The sequence below is a fragment of the Nonomuraea sp. NPDC005501 genome, from assembly GCF_040605905.1.
Taxonomy (GTDB): Bacteria; Actinomycetota; Actinomycetes; order Streptosporangiales; family Streptosporangiaceae; genus Nonomuraea.
In genome coordinates, this window is sequence record NZ_JBEXDT010000008.1 from 58,868 (window position 1) to 72,328 (window position 13,461).

Below are 13,461 nucleotides of genomic sequence, written 5' to 3' on the forward strand. Positions count from 1 at the left end.
ATTGTGATGATCGTCGGCCATTGAAGGCGCCCCGGCAGGTGGAGTGCCAGGAACCACGAGCGGTTGATCTCCCCGGTCGAGAGCATGATCGCGGGGACCGCCCGGTGTCCAGCGCCGTACCGGCCAGGGGTGACAGCACCCAGCCGGAGTGGAGGGCGGCCAGCACCGTCGCGCTGACCAGCGCCGCCGGCGCGGCGCCTGTGCGCGATCGCATGACCTGGCCGAGGGCGGCGGTGACCAGCCGGGAGGCGATCACGGTGAGGACGAGTTGGAGGACGACCGCCACCACGGCGACCACCGTCGCCCCGAGCCCGGTCGCCACGACCACCAGTCCGGCCAGCGCCACCAGGGTCACCGCCGGTGCGACGCCGATGAAGGAGGCGGCGGCCAGGCCGGCGGTCAACGCGCGCGGGGACATCGCCTGCAGGGCGAAGTGCTCGGGGCGCAGGGTCTCGTCCCCGCCACCGAACAGGGCGGGCCCCACGAGCCAGCCGGCCGTCCAGAGCGCCAGCGCGGCACCGAGCAGGTCGAGCCGCAGCGACGCCACCGGATAGTCCCGACCGGCGAGCAGCACGACCGCGCCCGCCAGCGCCAGGCCCACCACACCACCGAAGACCATCTGAGCGGCACGCGGCCCGCTCATCGAATGGCGCTGGACGGCCGGCTTCATCCGGATCAGGACGCCAACCACGCCAGCTCCTCCACCTCGGGCAGCCGGCCACCGGCCAGGCTCACGAACCGCTCCTCCAGGCTCAGCCCGCCCCGCACCCGCTCCAACGGACCCGAGGCGGCGACCCGGCCCGCGTCGATCACCGCGACGTGGTCGCACAGCTGCTCCACCAGGGCCATCACATGGCTGGACAGCACCACCGTCCCGCCCCGCGCACGAACCGCTGCAGAGTCACCTTGATGGTCGCCGTGCTCACCGGGTCGACCGCTTCCAGCGGCTCATCGAGTACCAGCAGCTTCGGCGCGTGCAGCAGGGCGGAGGCAAGGCCGATCTTCTTGCGCATGCCGGTGGAGTACTCCATCACCAGGGCCCGGCCGGCCGTCTCCAGCCCGAGGACGTCCAGCAGCTCCTCCGCCCGGCGATCGACCTCGGAACGCTCCATGCCGCGCAGCAGACCCGTGAAGCGCAGCAGTTCCGGGCCGGTCAGCCGTTCGGGCATCGCCGCCCGTCGGGCAGCACGCCGATCAGTCTCTTGGCCCGTACGGCGTCCGTCCACACGTCGGCACCGAAGATCTCGGCACGGCCCGCATCCGGCCGGAGCAGGCCCACCGCCATCGACAACGAGGTGGTCTTGCCGGCGCCGTTGGGGCCGACCAGTCCTATCCGGTACGGCACGTGCCGTACAAGGAGGAGTCGCGTCAAAGCTGTCAATACGGCACGTGCCGTGCTGCTATGGTGGCGAAAATGAGGGAGAAGAGCGCCGACCGGACCGTAGCGATCATGCGGACCACGCTGGAGCTGGGCCAGGAGATCGGTTACGCCAAACTCAGCATCGAGGCGGTGGCGGCCCGCGCCGGCGTCGGCAAGCACACGATCTACCGCCGCTGGTCGTCCAAGGGAGCCCTGTTCCTCGATTCCCTCATGTCGTTGAACGAATCGGGACTGGACTACCCCGACACCGGCGACATCGTCGCCGACCTGCGCACGCAGATCCACGCGGCCGTCGACCTGCTGGGCCGGCCGCCGTTCGGCCCGCTGGTCCGGGCGCTCGTGGGCGAGGCCCAGTACGATCCCCAGGTCGCCGCCGCGCTCAGCGAGCGCTTCATCGCCCCGCAGGAGGCCAAGACCGTGGCCAGGCTGGAAAGGGCGCGCGAGCAGGGGCAGATCTCACCCGATTTCGACCTGGACCTGGCGATGGCGATCCTGTCGGGACCTCTGTACTTCAGATACCTGATCACCAACGAACAGCTGACACATGCCTACGTCGACCGCGTTCTCGAAGCCCTCTTCGCCGGGCTGAGAGGGCATTTCGCGAGTTGATGTCCCTTTTCGTTGAGGGCGCCCTCATGGAGATGGAGCCGGGATCGTTCGCTCGGCCGCGTCCGTGGCCCGGCGGCGATCCCGTGACCGGCCCTTCGGTCGCCGCAGGCCGAGGACGACGCCTGCCGCGACGAGCAGGGTGCCGGTGACGTCGGCGGGGCCTGCCTGGCCGAGGCCGAGCGCGAGGGTGGTGAGCAGCGCCCCTACCGGTACGAGGCCGGCGAAGAGGCCCGCGCGGTCGGCGCCGAGGCGGCGCAGCGCGTCGTACCAGAGGAAGAAGGCGGCCGCGGTGACGATCGCGCCGAGGTAGCCGAAGGCGGCTGCCTGGCCGGGTGTGGGCAGCCGCAGGGAGGCCGTGCCGTCCAGGGCGAGCCCTGCGGCCAGCAGCATGGGGACGGACAGGGCGGCGGGATAGGCGGCGACCCTCAGGGGGCCGAGTTTGGGCAACAGGGGGATGGCGAGCAGGGAGAACGCCACCTCGCCGGCGAGCGCGCCCAAGGACAGCAGGAGGCCCGTCAGGCTGCCCGAGCCGAGGCCGGCGGCGACGGCTGCGCCGAGTGCCACCACGAGCGCGGCGCCGACGGTGCGGGGGGCCGGGCGCCGGCGTTCCATCAGGGGTCCGACGAGGGCGAGGACGAGGGGGACGGCTCCGACCACGGTGCCGATCATGGCGGGGCCGGCGTGCCGGGTGGCTTCGACGAGGAAGAGGTTGAAACCGGCCAGGCCGGTGGCGGCCAGCGCGATCAGGAGCAGCATGTCACGTGCGGTCAGGCGGACGCGGGGCAGGCGCTGATGGCCTACGACGGCGAGCAGGATGGCCGCGGCGATGGCATAGCGCAGGGCCTGGCCGGTGAAGACCGGGTAGTCGGCGATGGTGGCGGAGACCGCGGTGGAGGTGCCGACGAGCAGCATCGCCGAGGCCGCGCCGACGGGGGCGGCGGAGGGTCTCATGCGACGTGCTTCACCACGGTCGAAGGGGCGGCAGCCGAGGGGGTGAGGACCTTGCGGGTGATGCGTTCGGCGATGGCGGCGACCAGGGTCCGGGGGCGGCGGGGGGTCAGGTGCGCGGTGAGGGCGTTGCTGAATCCGGGGGCGACGTAGCCGCGGTCTCGCTCCAGCGCGCGCAGGGCTGCGCGGACGACGGGCTCGGGGGTGGTCATGGAGCCGGTGACGGCCGCGTTGCGGGTGCCGATGGTCTCGAAGAAGGCGGTCTCGACCGGGCCGGGGCACAGGGTGAGCACGCGGATGCCGCGCCGGCGATACTCCTGTCGCAGGGCGAGGCCGAAGTTCAGCACGAAGGTCTTGGCCGCGCCGTAGACGGCGAAGTACGGGGAGGGCTGGAACGCGGCGTTGGAGGCGACGTTGACGATCGCGCCGCGGCCGCGCTCCAGCATGCCGGGCAGCACCTCGTGGGTGAGGTCGACGAGTGCGACGACGTTGACCATCAGCTGGTCGTGGTCGCGGGCCGCGGGTATCTCCTCGAAGCGGCCGCAGGTGCCGAAGCCGGCGTTGTTGATCAGCAGGTCGACGTCCAGACCGCGGGTGGTCAGCTGGTCGGCGACGCGGCGGGCGGCGTCCGGCTCGGTGAGGTCCTGGACCAGCACATGGGCGCGGACGCCGTGTTCGGCGGTCAGGCGCTGGGCGAGGGCGGTGAGCCGGTCGCCGGAGCGCGCCACCAGGATCACGTCGTGGCCCTGGGCGGCGAGCTGGGTGGCGAATTCCTTGCCGAGGCCGGACGACGCTCCGGTGATGAGGGCGGTGCTGTGCACGTGGTTCTCCTTGGCCGGTGACACCTGAGTCGGCGTCAACTGGAAGCAGAATGTACCAGCAAACCTTCGATTTGCAACAGAGCTGATGCAGATAACTGGGTGACGGCATCAACGATGTAATGTGTTTCTGGATAAGTGGTCGAACAGGAGGCGTGATGGGTGAGACGGCAGCACGATCGTTGCGGGCGGACGCGGAGCGCAGCGTGCGCGCGATCCTGGAGGCGGCCGAGCGGGTGCTCGCTCAGGAGCCGGGCGCCTCCATGGAGCAGATCGCCGCAGCCGCGGGAGTGGCCCGCACGACCATTCACCGGCGGTTCGCCAGCCGGCAGGCGCTGGTCGATGCGCTGGCCTCGTCCGCGGCCCGCCAGCTCGCCCAGGCGGTCGACGACGGCCGGCCCGACACCGCGCCGCCGCTGGTGGCGATGCACCGGATCACCGCCAACGTGCTCGAGATCAAGGGCGCCTGGGCGTTCGCGCTGGGGCTGCCGGCAGACCCCGGCAGCGAGGCCGCCGCCCTCCACCAGGACATCGCCCGCAGCTGCACCGCCGTGCTGAAGCGGGCCCAGGACGACAAGCTCATCGACCAGGCGGCCGACCTCGACTGGGTGCGCCGGGTCTACTACGCGCTCATCGGTGAATCCCTGCACGGCAACGCGGACGGCGCCGACCCGGACGCCCTCGCCGCCCGCATCATCGACACCCTGCTGCACGGCGCCGGACCACGCGCCTGAGCCGCGAGCGGCAGCACCGGACGTTCCACGTCGGCTCGGCGACGGCGTGGTCGACCGCGGCTCCAGCAGGGTTCGCCTGGGGCAGCGGTCTCGTCATCCCGCCCCTGTCAGCTCCTCGTCAGGAACGCCGACGCCGCCATCCGCGGGCACGGGCTTGGTGAGGGAGGCAGTCGCGCCGTCGGACGACTCCGTGCGGTAACCCTGGGCGTGGTAGAGGCGGATGTTGTGCCGGCTCCGGGCGCCGGTGGACAGCACGATGCGGCGGCACCCGGCGTCGACCGCGGCTTCGGCCTCGCGCAGCAGCCAGCGCCCCACGCCCTGGCCGCGCAGGTCGGGGACGACGCCGAGGCGGCCCACGTGCCAGTCGTCGTCCACGCGTCGCGTGCGCACCATGCCCAGGAGCCGGCCGTCCCGCCACAGGCCCGTGGCCTGCCAGGTGGCCAGCCATGCGCGTACCTGCTCCAGCGACTCCTCCAGGGCGGAGAGGGCCAGGGTGTCGTTCGCCAGCGCCTCCTCCACCCAGCAGCAGCGCTGGAGCACCAGAACCTCCGGAGCGTCGTCCGGGGTCAGCGCTCTCACGTACGACCCCGGCAGCGGCGTCGCCTCCGAACCTGAGCGGGTTCGCTCGCGCATCGGCCGCAGAGCGTGGGCGAGGCGGACGAGCTCGTCCAGGACCCCGATGGCGGCCTGGCCGCGGCCGGCGTCCGGGCGGAGCCGCCCGCTGTCCACCGTGTCGGCGATGCGCAGGGCGACCGTGGCACCCAGCGGCACCAGTCGCAGCGTGGTCACCACCTGCTTGGCGTGCTGGACCGACCGGGTGCCCGCCGAGGTGTTGCCGTAGCTGACGAACCCCATCGGCTTCCACGCCCATTCCCGGCCCAGGTAGTCGAGGGCGTTCTTGAAGGCCGCCGGCATGCCGTAGTTGTACTCGGGCGTGACCGCGATGAAGCCGTCCGCCGCGTCCACCATCGCGCTCCACCGCTTGGTGTGCTCGTGCCGGTGGACGCCGGCGGCCGGCACGTCCTCCTCGTCGAGGAACGGCAGGGCGAGGTCGCCAAGGGACACCGGCACGAGTTCCACGCCCAGCTCCGCGGCCCGTGGCGCGATGGTGTCGATCAGCCACTGGCCCACCACCGGGCCGAGAGCGCCGGGACGGGTGCTGCACACGAGGGCAAGGACCCGCACAGGTTTCGTTGACATGGAAACGAACTTAGCTGGTAACTTGTTTACATGTCAAAGACATGGTCCGGCGAGACGGTGCGCTGGCTCGACGCGGACGAGGAACGCGCCTGGCGCGCCCTGCGGCGGATGATGATCGCGATCCAGTCGCGCACCGCCCAAGACCTGGCCGCGATCGGCCTGTCCGACCCCGACTACGAGGTGCTCAGCACGCTCTCCGAGCGCCCGGGCCGCGCCAGCACGCTGCGCGAGCAGGCCGCCAAGATGGGCTGGTCGCGCAGCCGCCTGTCGCGGCACGCCAGCCGCATGGAGACCCGCGGTCTCGTACGGCGCGAGCCCGACCCGGACGACGGCCGGGGCTGTTATCTCGTCCTCACCGAGCAGGGCCTGGAGGCGCTCGAGGACGCCGCCCCGGCCCACCTGGAATCGGTCCGCCGCCACGTCATCGACCGGCTCTCGCCCGCGGACCTGTCCGCCCTGGAAAGCATCGCCCGCAAACTGGAAGAACCCGCATGAGCATCACCGGATGAACCGAGCCCCATCAGTGCACCGGCTCGTACGGCGACAGCCGAAGCGGCGTCCCCAGTGCTGTGAGCAGGAGGATTTCAGGCTGCAAGACCAGGGCCCGGCGGCCCCAGCGAATGCCCTTCTCGCTTCGGACGCGGGCGCGCTCGCGGCGCTGGGCGGCCGGCACGTGTGGCGGGCGTGGGCGTCACGCCGGCGCGGGTGGTCGAGCAGTTCGCGGATGGACCAGCCGGTGAAGGGCTGGTCGAGCCGGCTCGTACCGATCGCCGGCCGGTGTGACCGTGATGGCGCGGTAGGTGGCCGCGCTCATGACGGCGGTTCGCCTCCGGCCTGTTCGCGCACCATGTAGTCGGCGTACCAGTCCGGCCAGTTCGGGTCCTCGGCGCCGGTGCGCGCCTCGTGCTCGCCGTGCGCGGCAGCGGCGCGGCGCAGCGCCGCCGCGAGGTCCGCCGTCGAGGCGAAGCTGGTGATCGATGGGTCCACCCGTCCGGGGAGCCGGGCGGTGACCTCCTGCAGGATCCAGCCGTTGCCGTCCGGGTCGCTGAACGACAGGAACGAGCCGTAGCTCGTACGCTGCGGATCCGGGCCGGGCACCCGGGCGTCGGCACCCGCGTGGTGGAAGACGCCGCCGGCGTCGTGGAACACCTCGCTCGGCTCGGCACCGAGCCGCTTGAGCTCCGCGTGGGCGGCGTCGATGTCGTCCACGATCAAATGGATGCCCTGGGCCGAGCCCGGTGTCTGGGACGTGACCGACGTGCCGAAGATGATCGAGGCCGGGGAGCCGGGCGGAGTGACCTGCACCACCCGGAAGTCCTCGCCGGTGGAGATGTCGGCGTCGAGCCGCCAGCCGAGCCCCGTGTAGAAGTCCCTGGCCCGGTCGACATCGGCGACCGGCACCACGACGACTTCGAGTTTCATGTCCATGACCTGCGCCCCCTGTGCTCATAGCAAGGCCGACATGATGAGATTCGTGCATCCTGCCCTGGGGTCGCCCCGGGGAAACTCCGTGGCCGTCCAAGACAGGATGCGTCGCTCGCGAGCACCGAGGCCCGTAGGTGCGATCCTCAACAGGGCTGACAGCTGAGCAGGGACGACCTGTTCCGGCGGGGCGTCGGACGGCGGATGTGGCGGCGCTCACTCATCGAAGCTTCCCGCTTGCGCTTGTGGCGGCGTCCGCGGCACGGACGGGGCCGCTTCCTCGAATGCGGAGGTGAGCTCCCTGGTAGTGATGATGGCGTGGGCGAAGGTGGGGCCGTTCAGCTCGTGCGCGGCGTGCATCATCTCGGGGAGGAACGCCGCGGTGGCGTCACGCACGAGCGTGACGTGGTAGCCGAGTTCCATGGCGAAGCGGCCGGTGGACTCGATGCAGGTGTTCGCCAGCAGGCCGACGAGCACGACATGGGTGATGCCGTGCTGCTTGAGCTGGAAGTCAAGGTCGGTATTGGCGAACCCGCTCTGCGCCCAGTGCTCCCGGGCCACGACGTCGCCGGGCTGCGGCTGGAAGTGGGGGTGGAACTCCCCGCCCCAGGTCCCGCGGGCGAAGCTGTGCCGCTGCATGATGGCGCGTTGTGTGGGGTTGGGGTGATCCCATGTCTCGTAGTCACCAGGCTCCCAGCGCCGATGCGGAACGATCACCACCCGTATGCCGGTCTCCCGGGCGGACGCGATCACAGAGCGCAGGTGATCCAGCAGCCCGACCTGCTGCGCTACGGACTCCACGCGCGGCCAGACCTTGCCGCCCTCAGACAGGAAGTCGTTGTAAGGGTCGACCAGCAGAACCGCCGTGTGGCGGGGGTCATACGCCTGAGACATGGCTCTGCCCCTTGCCTCGGACAGTGAGAACTATGGCTGACAAGCTTGTTCTTACCATCCACAGAGTCAAGAAATGCCTGGTCACATACCACCCTGCGCATGATCTCTATGCCGCCAGGGGTCAGCTCGGCGACGTGACGGCCGCGGTCATCTCGGCGACATCCTCATCGGTCAGCTGGAGGCCGGCAGCTGCCACGTTCTCCTCGAGATGCTCCACCGACGAGGTGCCAGGAATGGGCAGCATGACCGGTGAGCGGTGGAGCAGCCACGCGAGCGCGAGCTGTGACGGCGTGGCCGACAGCCGGGAGGCGACTTCCTCGAACGGTCCGCCGGACTTCACCAGGCCGCCGGTGGCCAGCGGGAACCACGGGATGAAGGCGATGTGATGGTCTTCGCAGTACTCGAGCACGTTCTCGGCCGTGCGGTTGGCCAGGTTGTACAGGTTCTGCACGGAAGCGATCGGGGCGATGGCGCGGGCCTGTTCGATCTGGTCGATGCTCACCTCCGACAGGCCGATGTGCGCGATCTTCCCTTCGTCCTTCAGCGCTTTCAGCTCGCCGACCTGGTCTTCCAGGGGCACTTCTGGATCGACGCGGTGCAGCTGGAACAGCGCGATGTGGTCGACTCCGAGGATGCGCAGGCTCATCTCGCACTGCTGGCGCAAATAGGCCGGCCTACCGACAGGTGTCCACTTGTCGGGGCCCTGCCGGGTGAGCCCGGCCTTGGTGGCGATGACGATGTCCTCGCCGTACGGGGCGAGGGCGCGGCGGAGCAGCGGCTCGGCGACCAACGGGCCGTAGGAGTCGGCGGTGTCGAAGAGAGTCACACCGAGTTCCGCCGCCCGGCGCAGCACCCGCACAGCCCCGTCCGGATCGGCCGGAGGTCCCCATACGCCGGGGCCGGTCAGCTGCATGGTTCCGTAGCCGAGGCGGTTGACGGGGAGAGCATCGCCGATCATGAATCGGCCGGACGCGTCGGCCCTCACAGAAGTCATCACGGTGTTCCTTTCGCTGTTTGCCGCTGGGCGTGCCAGGTGGCGGAGGACCAGCGGCCACCGCCTGCGGTGTCGCCGCGAACGGTCAGGGCAAGCGCCACCGGCGTATCCGCTGCCGGCGACCGGGACCCCCTGCCATGCATCGACCCCGTGCACCCCCGCAGCCTGCCCGGTGGGCCTGCGCCCTACCTCAACGCGGGGCAAAGCCGTATCTCCAAGTCCCTGTGCGTTCAGGCGCCGCCCTGTCCTGATCGGCCGGCTGAGTGCCTGTGTCACAACCTTGGCGTGGCGCTGACTCGTGAGCTCTCGGGCGTGATGATGGTCGCCGTGAAGCCCGTGCTGCGGCCGGGAACTCCCGGGATGGCAGCCCGCAGCTCGGAGCTTCTTGCCTGGGGAGGGCGAGGCGGGGGTTCGGGACGGCGTGCTCCGGCAGGGCGTCGAGCCACTGGACATCCTGGTCGCCGCGAACGGCGCAGCGATGGCGACCCTGGACTCCGAACAGGTCGAACGTCTCCTCAACGACCCCGCTGAGGAGGCGTGCTCCTCGGCGGGTGCAGGTTCTTCACCGCGCCGGGGTCACCGGCGCCTCCTGACCGCCGACGGATGCGGTGGCGCCGAGAATGGCCAGGCAGTTGGTCCACAGAGCGTCGAGGCGTTGGGTGTTGTTGTAGAGCTTGGCGAAGAGCACTTGGCCCTCAAGCTGGGCGACGACGGATCGTGCCGCCTCGTGGGTGTCGGCGACGATGACCTCGTCGCGCTCCCGGGCTTCAGCGATGACCTTGTCGACCATGTCGACCTGCGCGTCGAAGATCTGCTGCAGGCGTACACGGAGGGCTTCTGTCTGGTTGCTCATCTCCAGGGTCAGGTTGCCGAAGAGACAGCCCGAGACGGTGCCGCAGCTTTGCTGCCCGGCGCGCTGGTCGGCCTGGGTCGCCTCGAACAGCTGCCGAAGGCGCTGGAGCGGCGGGTCATCGCTGCGCAGGATACGGTCCCAGTTGCTGCGCTGGGCGGCCCAGTGCTCGTCGATGACGGCCAGGGCGAGGTCCTCCTTGGAGCTGAAGAAGTAGTAGAAGCTACCCTTCGGCACGCCCGCCGCCTTGCAGATCTCGGCCACACCCAACGCGGAGTAGCCACGCAGCTCGATGAGCATCTGCGCGGCGCTGAGGATTCTCTCCTTGGCGTCACTCGTTCGTCCCACATTACTAGTGTACGACCGGTCATCTACTTTTACTAGACCGGTCGCCTATTACCATCGATGGTGGAGAGGTGCAGGTCAAAAGGTTCGTCGCATGCGACCGAAAGGCTGGGGCCACTCCCTGGACGGATGTGCGCCGGCTCACTTTGACGATTGTAGACCGGTCGTCTACCGTCATAGACGACCGGTCGGCTAGTTCGTCCGGAAGCATCCTCGACCACCAGAGAAGGTCATCATGAACAACCACGGTCAGAAGGTCGCGATCATCACCGGTGCGTCGCAGGGCATCGGGGCCGGCATCGTCGAGGCATATCGCCACCTGGGCTACGCCGTCGTTGCTGTCTCCCGCACCATCGCTCCCTCGGACGACCCCGGCGTCGTCACCGTCCAGGGCGACATCGCCGACCGTGTCACCGCCGAGCGTGCGACAGCCGCGGCCGTCGAGCGATTCGGCCGGGTGGACACCCTGGTCAACAACGCGGGCATCTTCGTCGCCAAGCCGTTCACCGACTACACCCTCGACGATTACGCCGTGGTGACCGGCGTGAACCTCGACGGCTTCTTCCACCTCACCCAGCTCGCCATCGCGCGCATGCTCACCCAGGGCGGCGGCCACGTCGTCAGCATCACCACCAGCCTGGTCGACAACCCCGACTCCCGGGTCCCGTCCGTGCTGGCCTCGCTGACCAAGGGCGGCCTGCAGGCCGCCACCAAGTCCCTCGCCATCGAGTACGCCACGCGCGGCATCCGCGTCAACGCCGTCTCACCGGGGACCATCAAAACCCCCATGCATGCACAGGAGACCCACGAGGCCCTCGCGGCGCTGCACCCGGCAGGCCGGATGGGTGAGACGAAGGACATCGTGGACGCGGTCGTCTTCCTGGAGAACGCCCCCTTTGTCACCGGCGAAATCCTCCACGTGGACGGCGGCATGAGCGCCGGCCACTGACCGGGGACCACTCGCCGAGCCCAACCATGTGAGTTCCGTTCCAGCGACAGGAGAAGCCTGATGACCAGTGACAAGGACCGGGAAACGGTCCTCCGCGACATCCTCGACCGGTGGAAGGCCGGCATCGACGCGCACGAACCCCAGCAGGTCGCGGCCCTGTTCACCGAGGACGCGATCTTCCAGGGGCTGCACCCCTACAACGTCGGGCGGCCGGGCATCGCCGCTTACTATGCCTCCCAGCCACCCGGCTTGACGGCCGCGTACCGCATCCTGGAGACCAGGGCCCCCGCTGACGACCTCGTCCTCGGTTACCTGGCCGTCGACTTCTCCTTCCGGGACCGCCCCACCCTCCACGTCTACCTCAGCGTGCTGGTGCGGCGGATCGGGGAGGGCTGGCTCATCACCCATTACCAGGTCTCCCGGCTCGACTGAGGAACGACACCTGTGTGCGTTGCGCTGGCTCTCAGAAGGCGTAGCGAATGCGGCAGTAGGGGAGCTTGGCGGCGAGCAGGTCGGTGAGGGCGGTGACATAGCGCCCTTTGTGACCGTTGCGGTAGCGGACGTTCCAGCCGCCCGTCTCGGAGCGCTTGGCCTGCTGGAGCTCCGGCTGCCACAGCACCTCCTCCGCCTTGGGATGCCAGCCCAGGTTGACCTGATGGAGCCGGTCGTTGTGGGTCAGGAAGATCACCTCGGCGGCGAGCTGGGCACGGGCCTCGGGAGACACCGAGTCGTCGAGCCGGTCCAGCAGCTCGGCCCAGTCCTCCAGCCAGCCGTCCCGGACCACCACCGGGCTCAGGTTGACGTGGACCTCGTAACCGGCCGCCACGAAGTCGTTGATCGCGTCGATGCGTTCGGCGATGGGGGAGGTGCGGATGTCCAGCAGCTTGGAGTCGGCGGCGGGCATGAGGCTGAAGCGGATGCGCGTGTGCCCCCGCGGGTCCCAGTCGAGCAGGTCGCGGTTGACGTACTTGGTGGCGAAGCTGGCCTTGGCGTTCGGCAGGTCACGGAAAAGCTCCACCAGGTCCCGTACGTTCTCGGAGATCATGGCGTCGACCGAGCAGTCGGAGTTCTCGCCGATGTCGTACACCCACAGACGGGGATCGACCTGATCGGGCTCGGGCTTGTCGCCCTGGCGACCGGCATGCCGCCGCAGATAGCCGGCGATCTTGTCGATGTTGGCGAACACCGTGATGGGGTTGCTGTAGCCCTTGCGGCGCGGCACATAGCAGTAGGCGCACGCCATCGCGCAGCCGTTGGCCGTGGACGGCGCGATGAAGTCGGCCGAACGGCCGTTGGGGCGGGCGGTCAGCGACTTCTTGACGCCGAGCACGAGCGCCTCGGTCTTGATCCGCACCCAGCGGGCCACGTTCGCCTCGTCGCCGTACAACTGCGGGATGCGGTGGTGGCTCTCCACTTCGACGACCTCGGCGCCGGGGAATCGAGCGAGGACCTCCCGCCCACGCGGCAGGACGGCCGCCTCGGGCTCGACGTAGACACGCCGGATGTCGAGGAGGCCGGTCAACGGCACTCCTGCTGTTCCATGGGACAAGAATATGCGGTCCTGGAAGCGAGTTGCCAGGTCAGGACGGGTGCGCCGCACCTGCGACAGTGCTCGCGCCGGTACACCCAGCGCTCCGAAGGCGCGTCCGGGTCGCTCACCACCTGCCCGGCGTCCCGGCCGAGAGCGAGGTACGTGACCGCGGTGTCCCAGAGCCGCCCGGCGGCTTCCGGGGAGACGCCGCGGGCGTTCGGGTGCAGACCGGCGAGGAAGAGCAACTCGGCCCGCCACGCGTTCCCGATCCCTGACCACACCTTCTGGTCGAGCACGGCCGCGCCCACCGGCCCGGTGAAGGCCGTCAACCGGGCCACGGCCTGCTCCGGAACGGCGTCCGCGCGCAACGGATCAGGCCCGAGCGAGCCCCGCAGCGCCGCCACCTGCGCCGCCGCCAACGCCTCACAGCGGGACGGGGCGATGAGGTCGTAGGCCACCTCGTCGGTGGCCAACCGCAACCGCGTCCCGGGCCGCGGCGATGTGCCCGGACCGTCGTACCGCAGGAAGATCCCCCGCATGCCCAGGTGCACGTGCACGGTGGGGGTGTCCTCGAAGTGGTACAGCAGGTGCTTGCCGACCGCCTCCACTTCCGTCAGCATCCGCCCGTCCCACGGCCGCGCGTCGAACCGCCCCTGCGGCCCTGACACGCGCACCGCTCGCCCGGCCAGGTCCGCCCGCTGTTCAGCGGCGTGACGGTGAATGAGATGTCCTTCCGGCATGCCCGGGGACGTACCCCGTGAGCCGGGAGGTGCCCTCATCATTGAT

General features: G+C 69.9%; 15 protein-coding genes and 1 pseudogene. 6 read left to right on the forward strand and 10 right to left on the reverse strand.

The genetic code is table 11. The features are described from left to right. Positions 1–104: 104 nt before the first annotated feature. The gene (locus ABZS51_RS07165) at positions 105–554 is read left to right on the forward strand and encodes a hypothetical protein (RefSeq protein ID WP_355437307.1); all 450 of its coding nucleotides are present in this window, start codon (positions 105–107) and stop codon (positions 552–554) included. A gap of 121 nt (positions 555–675) precedes the next feature. Here ABZS51_RS07165 and ABZS51_RS07170 read toward each other — a convergent pair. Beyond that, positions 676–1,330: pseudogene (locus ABZS51_RS07170) on the reverse strand (ABC transporter ATP-binding protein); the annotation flags it as partial. Between the two features lie 84 nt (positions 1,331–1,414). Between ABZS51_RS07170 and ABZS51_RS07175 the strand changes: the two are divergent. Then, positions 1,415–1,990, forward strand: coding sequence for a TetR/AcrR family transcriptional regulator (locus ABZS51_RS07175; RefSeq protein WP_355437309.1), 576 nt, complete (start codon positions 1,415–1,417; stop codon positions 1,988–1,990). Positions 1,991–2,014: 24 nt separating this feature from the next. On the opposite strand, the gene ABZS51_RS07180 is transcribed toward ABZS51_RS07175, so the two are convergent. After that, positions 2,015–2,941: a DMT family transporter gene (locus tag ABZS51_RS07180; RefSeq protein WP_355437311.1), complete on the reverse strand. Its 927-nt coding sequence runs from the start codon at positions 2,939–2,941 to the stop codon at positions 2,015–2,017. Further along, entirely contained in the window at positions 2,938–3,759 is an 822-nt protein-coding gene (locus tag ABZS51_RS07185) for an SDR family oxidoreductase (protein ID WP_355437313.1), read from the reverse strand. The genes ABZS51_RS07180 and ABZS51_RS07185 overlap by 4 nt, the downstream gene beginning before the upstream one ends. A 155-nt stretch (positions 3,760–3,914) precedes the next feature. Between ABZS51_RS07185 and ABZS51_RS07190 the strand changes: the two genes are divergently transcribed. Then, positions 3,915–4,490 carry a helix-turn-helix domain-containing protein gene (locus tag ABZS51_RS07190; RefSeq protein WP_355437315.1) on the forward strand — a complete coding sequence of 192 codons (576 nt, stop codon included), beginning with the start codon at positions 3,915–3,917 and terminating at the stop codon, positions 4,488–4,490. Between the two features lie 93 nt (positions 4,491–4,583). Here the strand turns inward: ABZS51_RS07190 and ABZS51_RS07195 are convergent, their stop codons facing one another. After that, entirely contained in the window at positions 4,584–5,690 is a 1,107-nt protein-coding gene (locus ABZS51_RS07195) for a bifunctional NAD(P)H-dependent oxidoreductase/GNAT family N-acetyltransferase (RefSeq protein ID WP_355437317.1), read from the reverse strand. 30 nt (positions 5,691–5,720) lie between these two features. Here ABZS51_RS07195 and ABZS51_RS07200 point away from each other — a divergent pair, with 30 nt between their 5' ends. Further along, positions 5,721–6,185 (forward strand): MarR family transcriptional regulator, encoded by a 465-nt coding sequence (locus ABZS51_RS07200; RefSeq protein ID WP_355437319.1) that lies wholly within the window; start codon positions 5,721–5,723, stop codon positions 6,183–6,185. Between the two features lie 315 nt (positions 6,186–6,500). On the opposite strand, the gene ABZS51_RS07205 is transcribed toward ABZS51_RS07200, so the two are convergent. From ABZS51_RS07205 to ABZS51_RS07220, 4 genes are all read right to left on the reverse strand, one after another. Further along, positions 6,501–7,112, reverse strand: a complete 612-nt coding sequence (locus ABZS51_RS07205; RefSeq protein ID WP_355437321.1) for a VOC family protein — start codon at positions 7,110–7,112, stop codon at positions 6,501–6,503. 216 nt (positions 7,113–7,328) lie between these two features. Next, on the reverse strand, positions 7,329–8,006 hold the full coding sequence (locus ABZS51_RS07210; RefSeq protein WP_355437323.1) for an isochorismatase family cysteine hydrolase: 678 nt from the start codon (positions 8,004–8,006) through the stop codon (positions 7,329–7,331). A gap of 121 nt (positions 8,007–8,127) precedes the next feature. Then, positions 8,128–9,000, reverse strand: a complete 873-nt coding sequence (locus ABZS51_RS07215) for an aldo/keto reductase (protein ID WP_355437441.1) — start codon at positions 8,998–9,000, stop codon at positions 8,128–8,130. A gap of 562 nt (positions 9,001–9,562) precedes the next feature. Next, the gene (locus tag ABZS51_RS07220) at positions 9,563–10,198 is read right to left on the reverse strand and encodes a TetR/AcrR family transcriptional regulator (protein ID WP_355437325.1); all 636 of its coding nucleotides are present in this window, start codon (positions 10,196–10,198) and stop codon (positions 9,563–9,565) included. A 232-nt stretch (positions 10,199–10,430) separates the two neighbouring features. On the opposite strand from ABZS51_RS07220, the gene ABZS51_RS07225 reads away from it, so the two are divergent. Continuing rightward, a complete protein-coding gene (locus tag ABZS51_RS07225) occupies positions 10,431–11,144 on the forward strand; it encodes an SDR family oxidoreductase (protein WP_355437327.1) in 714 nt (237 codons plus the stop codon). A 60-nt stretch (positions 11,145–11,204) separates the two neighbouring features. Continuing rightward, the gene (locus ABZS51_RS07230) at positions 11,205–11,576 is read left to right on the forward strand and encodes a nuclear transport factor 2 family protein (protein WP_355437329.1); all 372 of its coding nucleotides are present in this window, start codon (positions 11,205–11,207) and stop codon (positions 11,574–11,576) included. A gap of 31 nt (positions 11,577–11,607) precedes the next feature. Here the strand turns inward: ABZS51_RS07230 and ABZS51_RS07235 are convergent, their stop codons facing one another. Both ABZS51_RS07235 and ABZS51_RS07240 read right to left on the reverse strand, forming a co-directional pair. Beyond that, positions 11,608–12,666, reverse strand: coding sequence for a spore photoproduct lyase family protein (locus ABZS51_RS07235; RefSeq protein WP_355437331.1), 1,059 nt, complete (start codon positions 12,664–12,666; stop codon positions 11,608–11,610). After that, positions 12,663–13,457, reverse strand: coding sequence for a DNA-formamidopyrimidine glycosylase family protein (locus ABZS51_RS07240; protein WP_355437333.1), 795 nt, complete (start codon positions 13,455–13,457; stop codon positions 12,663–12,665). The genes ABZS51_RS07235 and ABZS51_RS07240 overlap by 4 nt, the downstream gene beginning before the upstream one ends. Positions 13,458–13,461 lie beyond the last annotated feature (4 nt).

Coding starts and splice junctions, on each gene's coding strand:
- ABZS51_RS07175 (WP_355437309.1), top strand. CDS start 1,415: ATGAGGGAGAAGAGCGCCGACCGGACCGTAGCGATCATGCGGACCACG.
- ABZS51_RS07190 (WP_355437315.1), top strand. CDS start 3,915: ATGGGTGAGACGGCAGCACGATCGTTGCGGGCGGACGCGGAGCGCAGC.
- ABZS51_RS07215 (WP_355437441.1), bottom strand. CDS start 9,000: ATGACTTCTGTGAGGGCCGACGCGTCCGGCCGATTCATGATCGGCGAT.
- ABZS51_RS07200 (WP_355437319.1), top strand. CDS start 5,721: ATGTCAAAGACATGGTCCGGCGAGACGGTGCGCTGGCTCGACGCGGAC.
- ABZS51_RS07225 (WP_355437327.1), top strand. CDS start 10,431: ATGAACAACCACGGTCAGAAGGTCGCGATCATCACCGGTGCGTCGCAG.
- ABZS51_RS07195 (WP_355437317.1), bottom strand. CDS start 5,690: ATGTCAACGAAACCTGTGCGGGTCCTTGCCCTCGTGTGCAGCACCCGT.
- ABZS51_RS07180 (WP_355437311.1), bottom strand. CDS start 2,941: ATGAGACCCTCCGCCGCCCCCGTCGGCGCGGCCTCGGCGATGCTGCTC.
- ABZS51_RS07210 (WP_355437323.1), bottom strand. CDS start 8,006: ATGTCTCAGGCGTATGACCCCCGCCACACGGCGGTTCTGCTGGTCGAC.
- ABZS51_RS07205 (WP_355437321.1), bottom strand. CDS start 7,112: ATGAAACTCGAAGTCGTCGTGGTGCCGGTCGCCGATGTCGACCGGGCC.
- ABZS51_RS07240 (WP_355437333.1), bottom strand. CDS start 13,457: ATGATGAGGGCACCTCCCGGCTCACGGGGTACGTCCCCGGGCATGCCG.
- ABZS51_RS07230 (WP_355437329.1), top strand. CDS start 11,205: ATGACCAGTGACAAGGACCGGGAAACGGTCCTCCGCGACATCCTCGAC.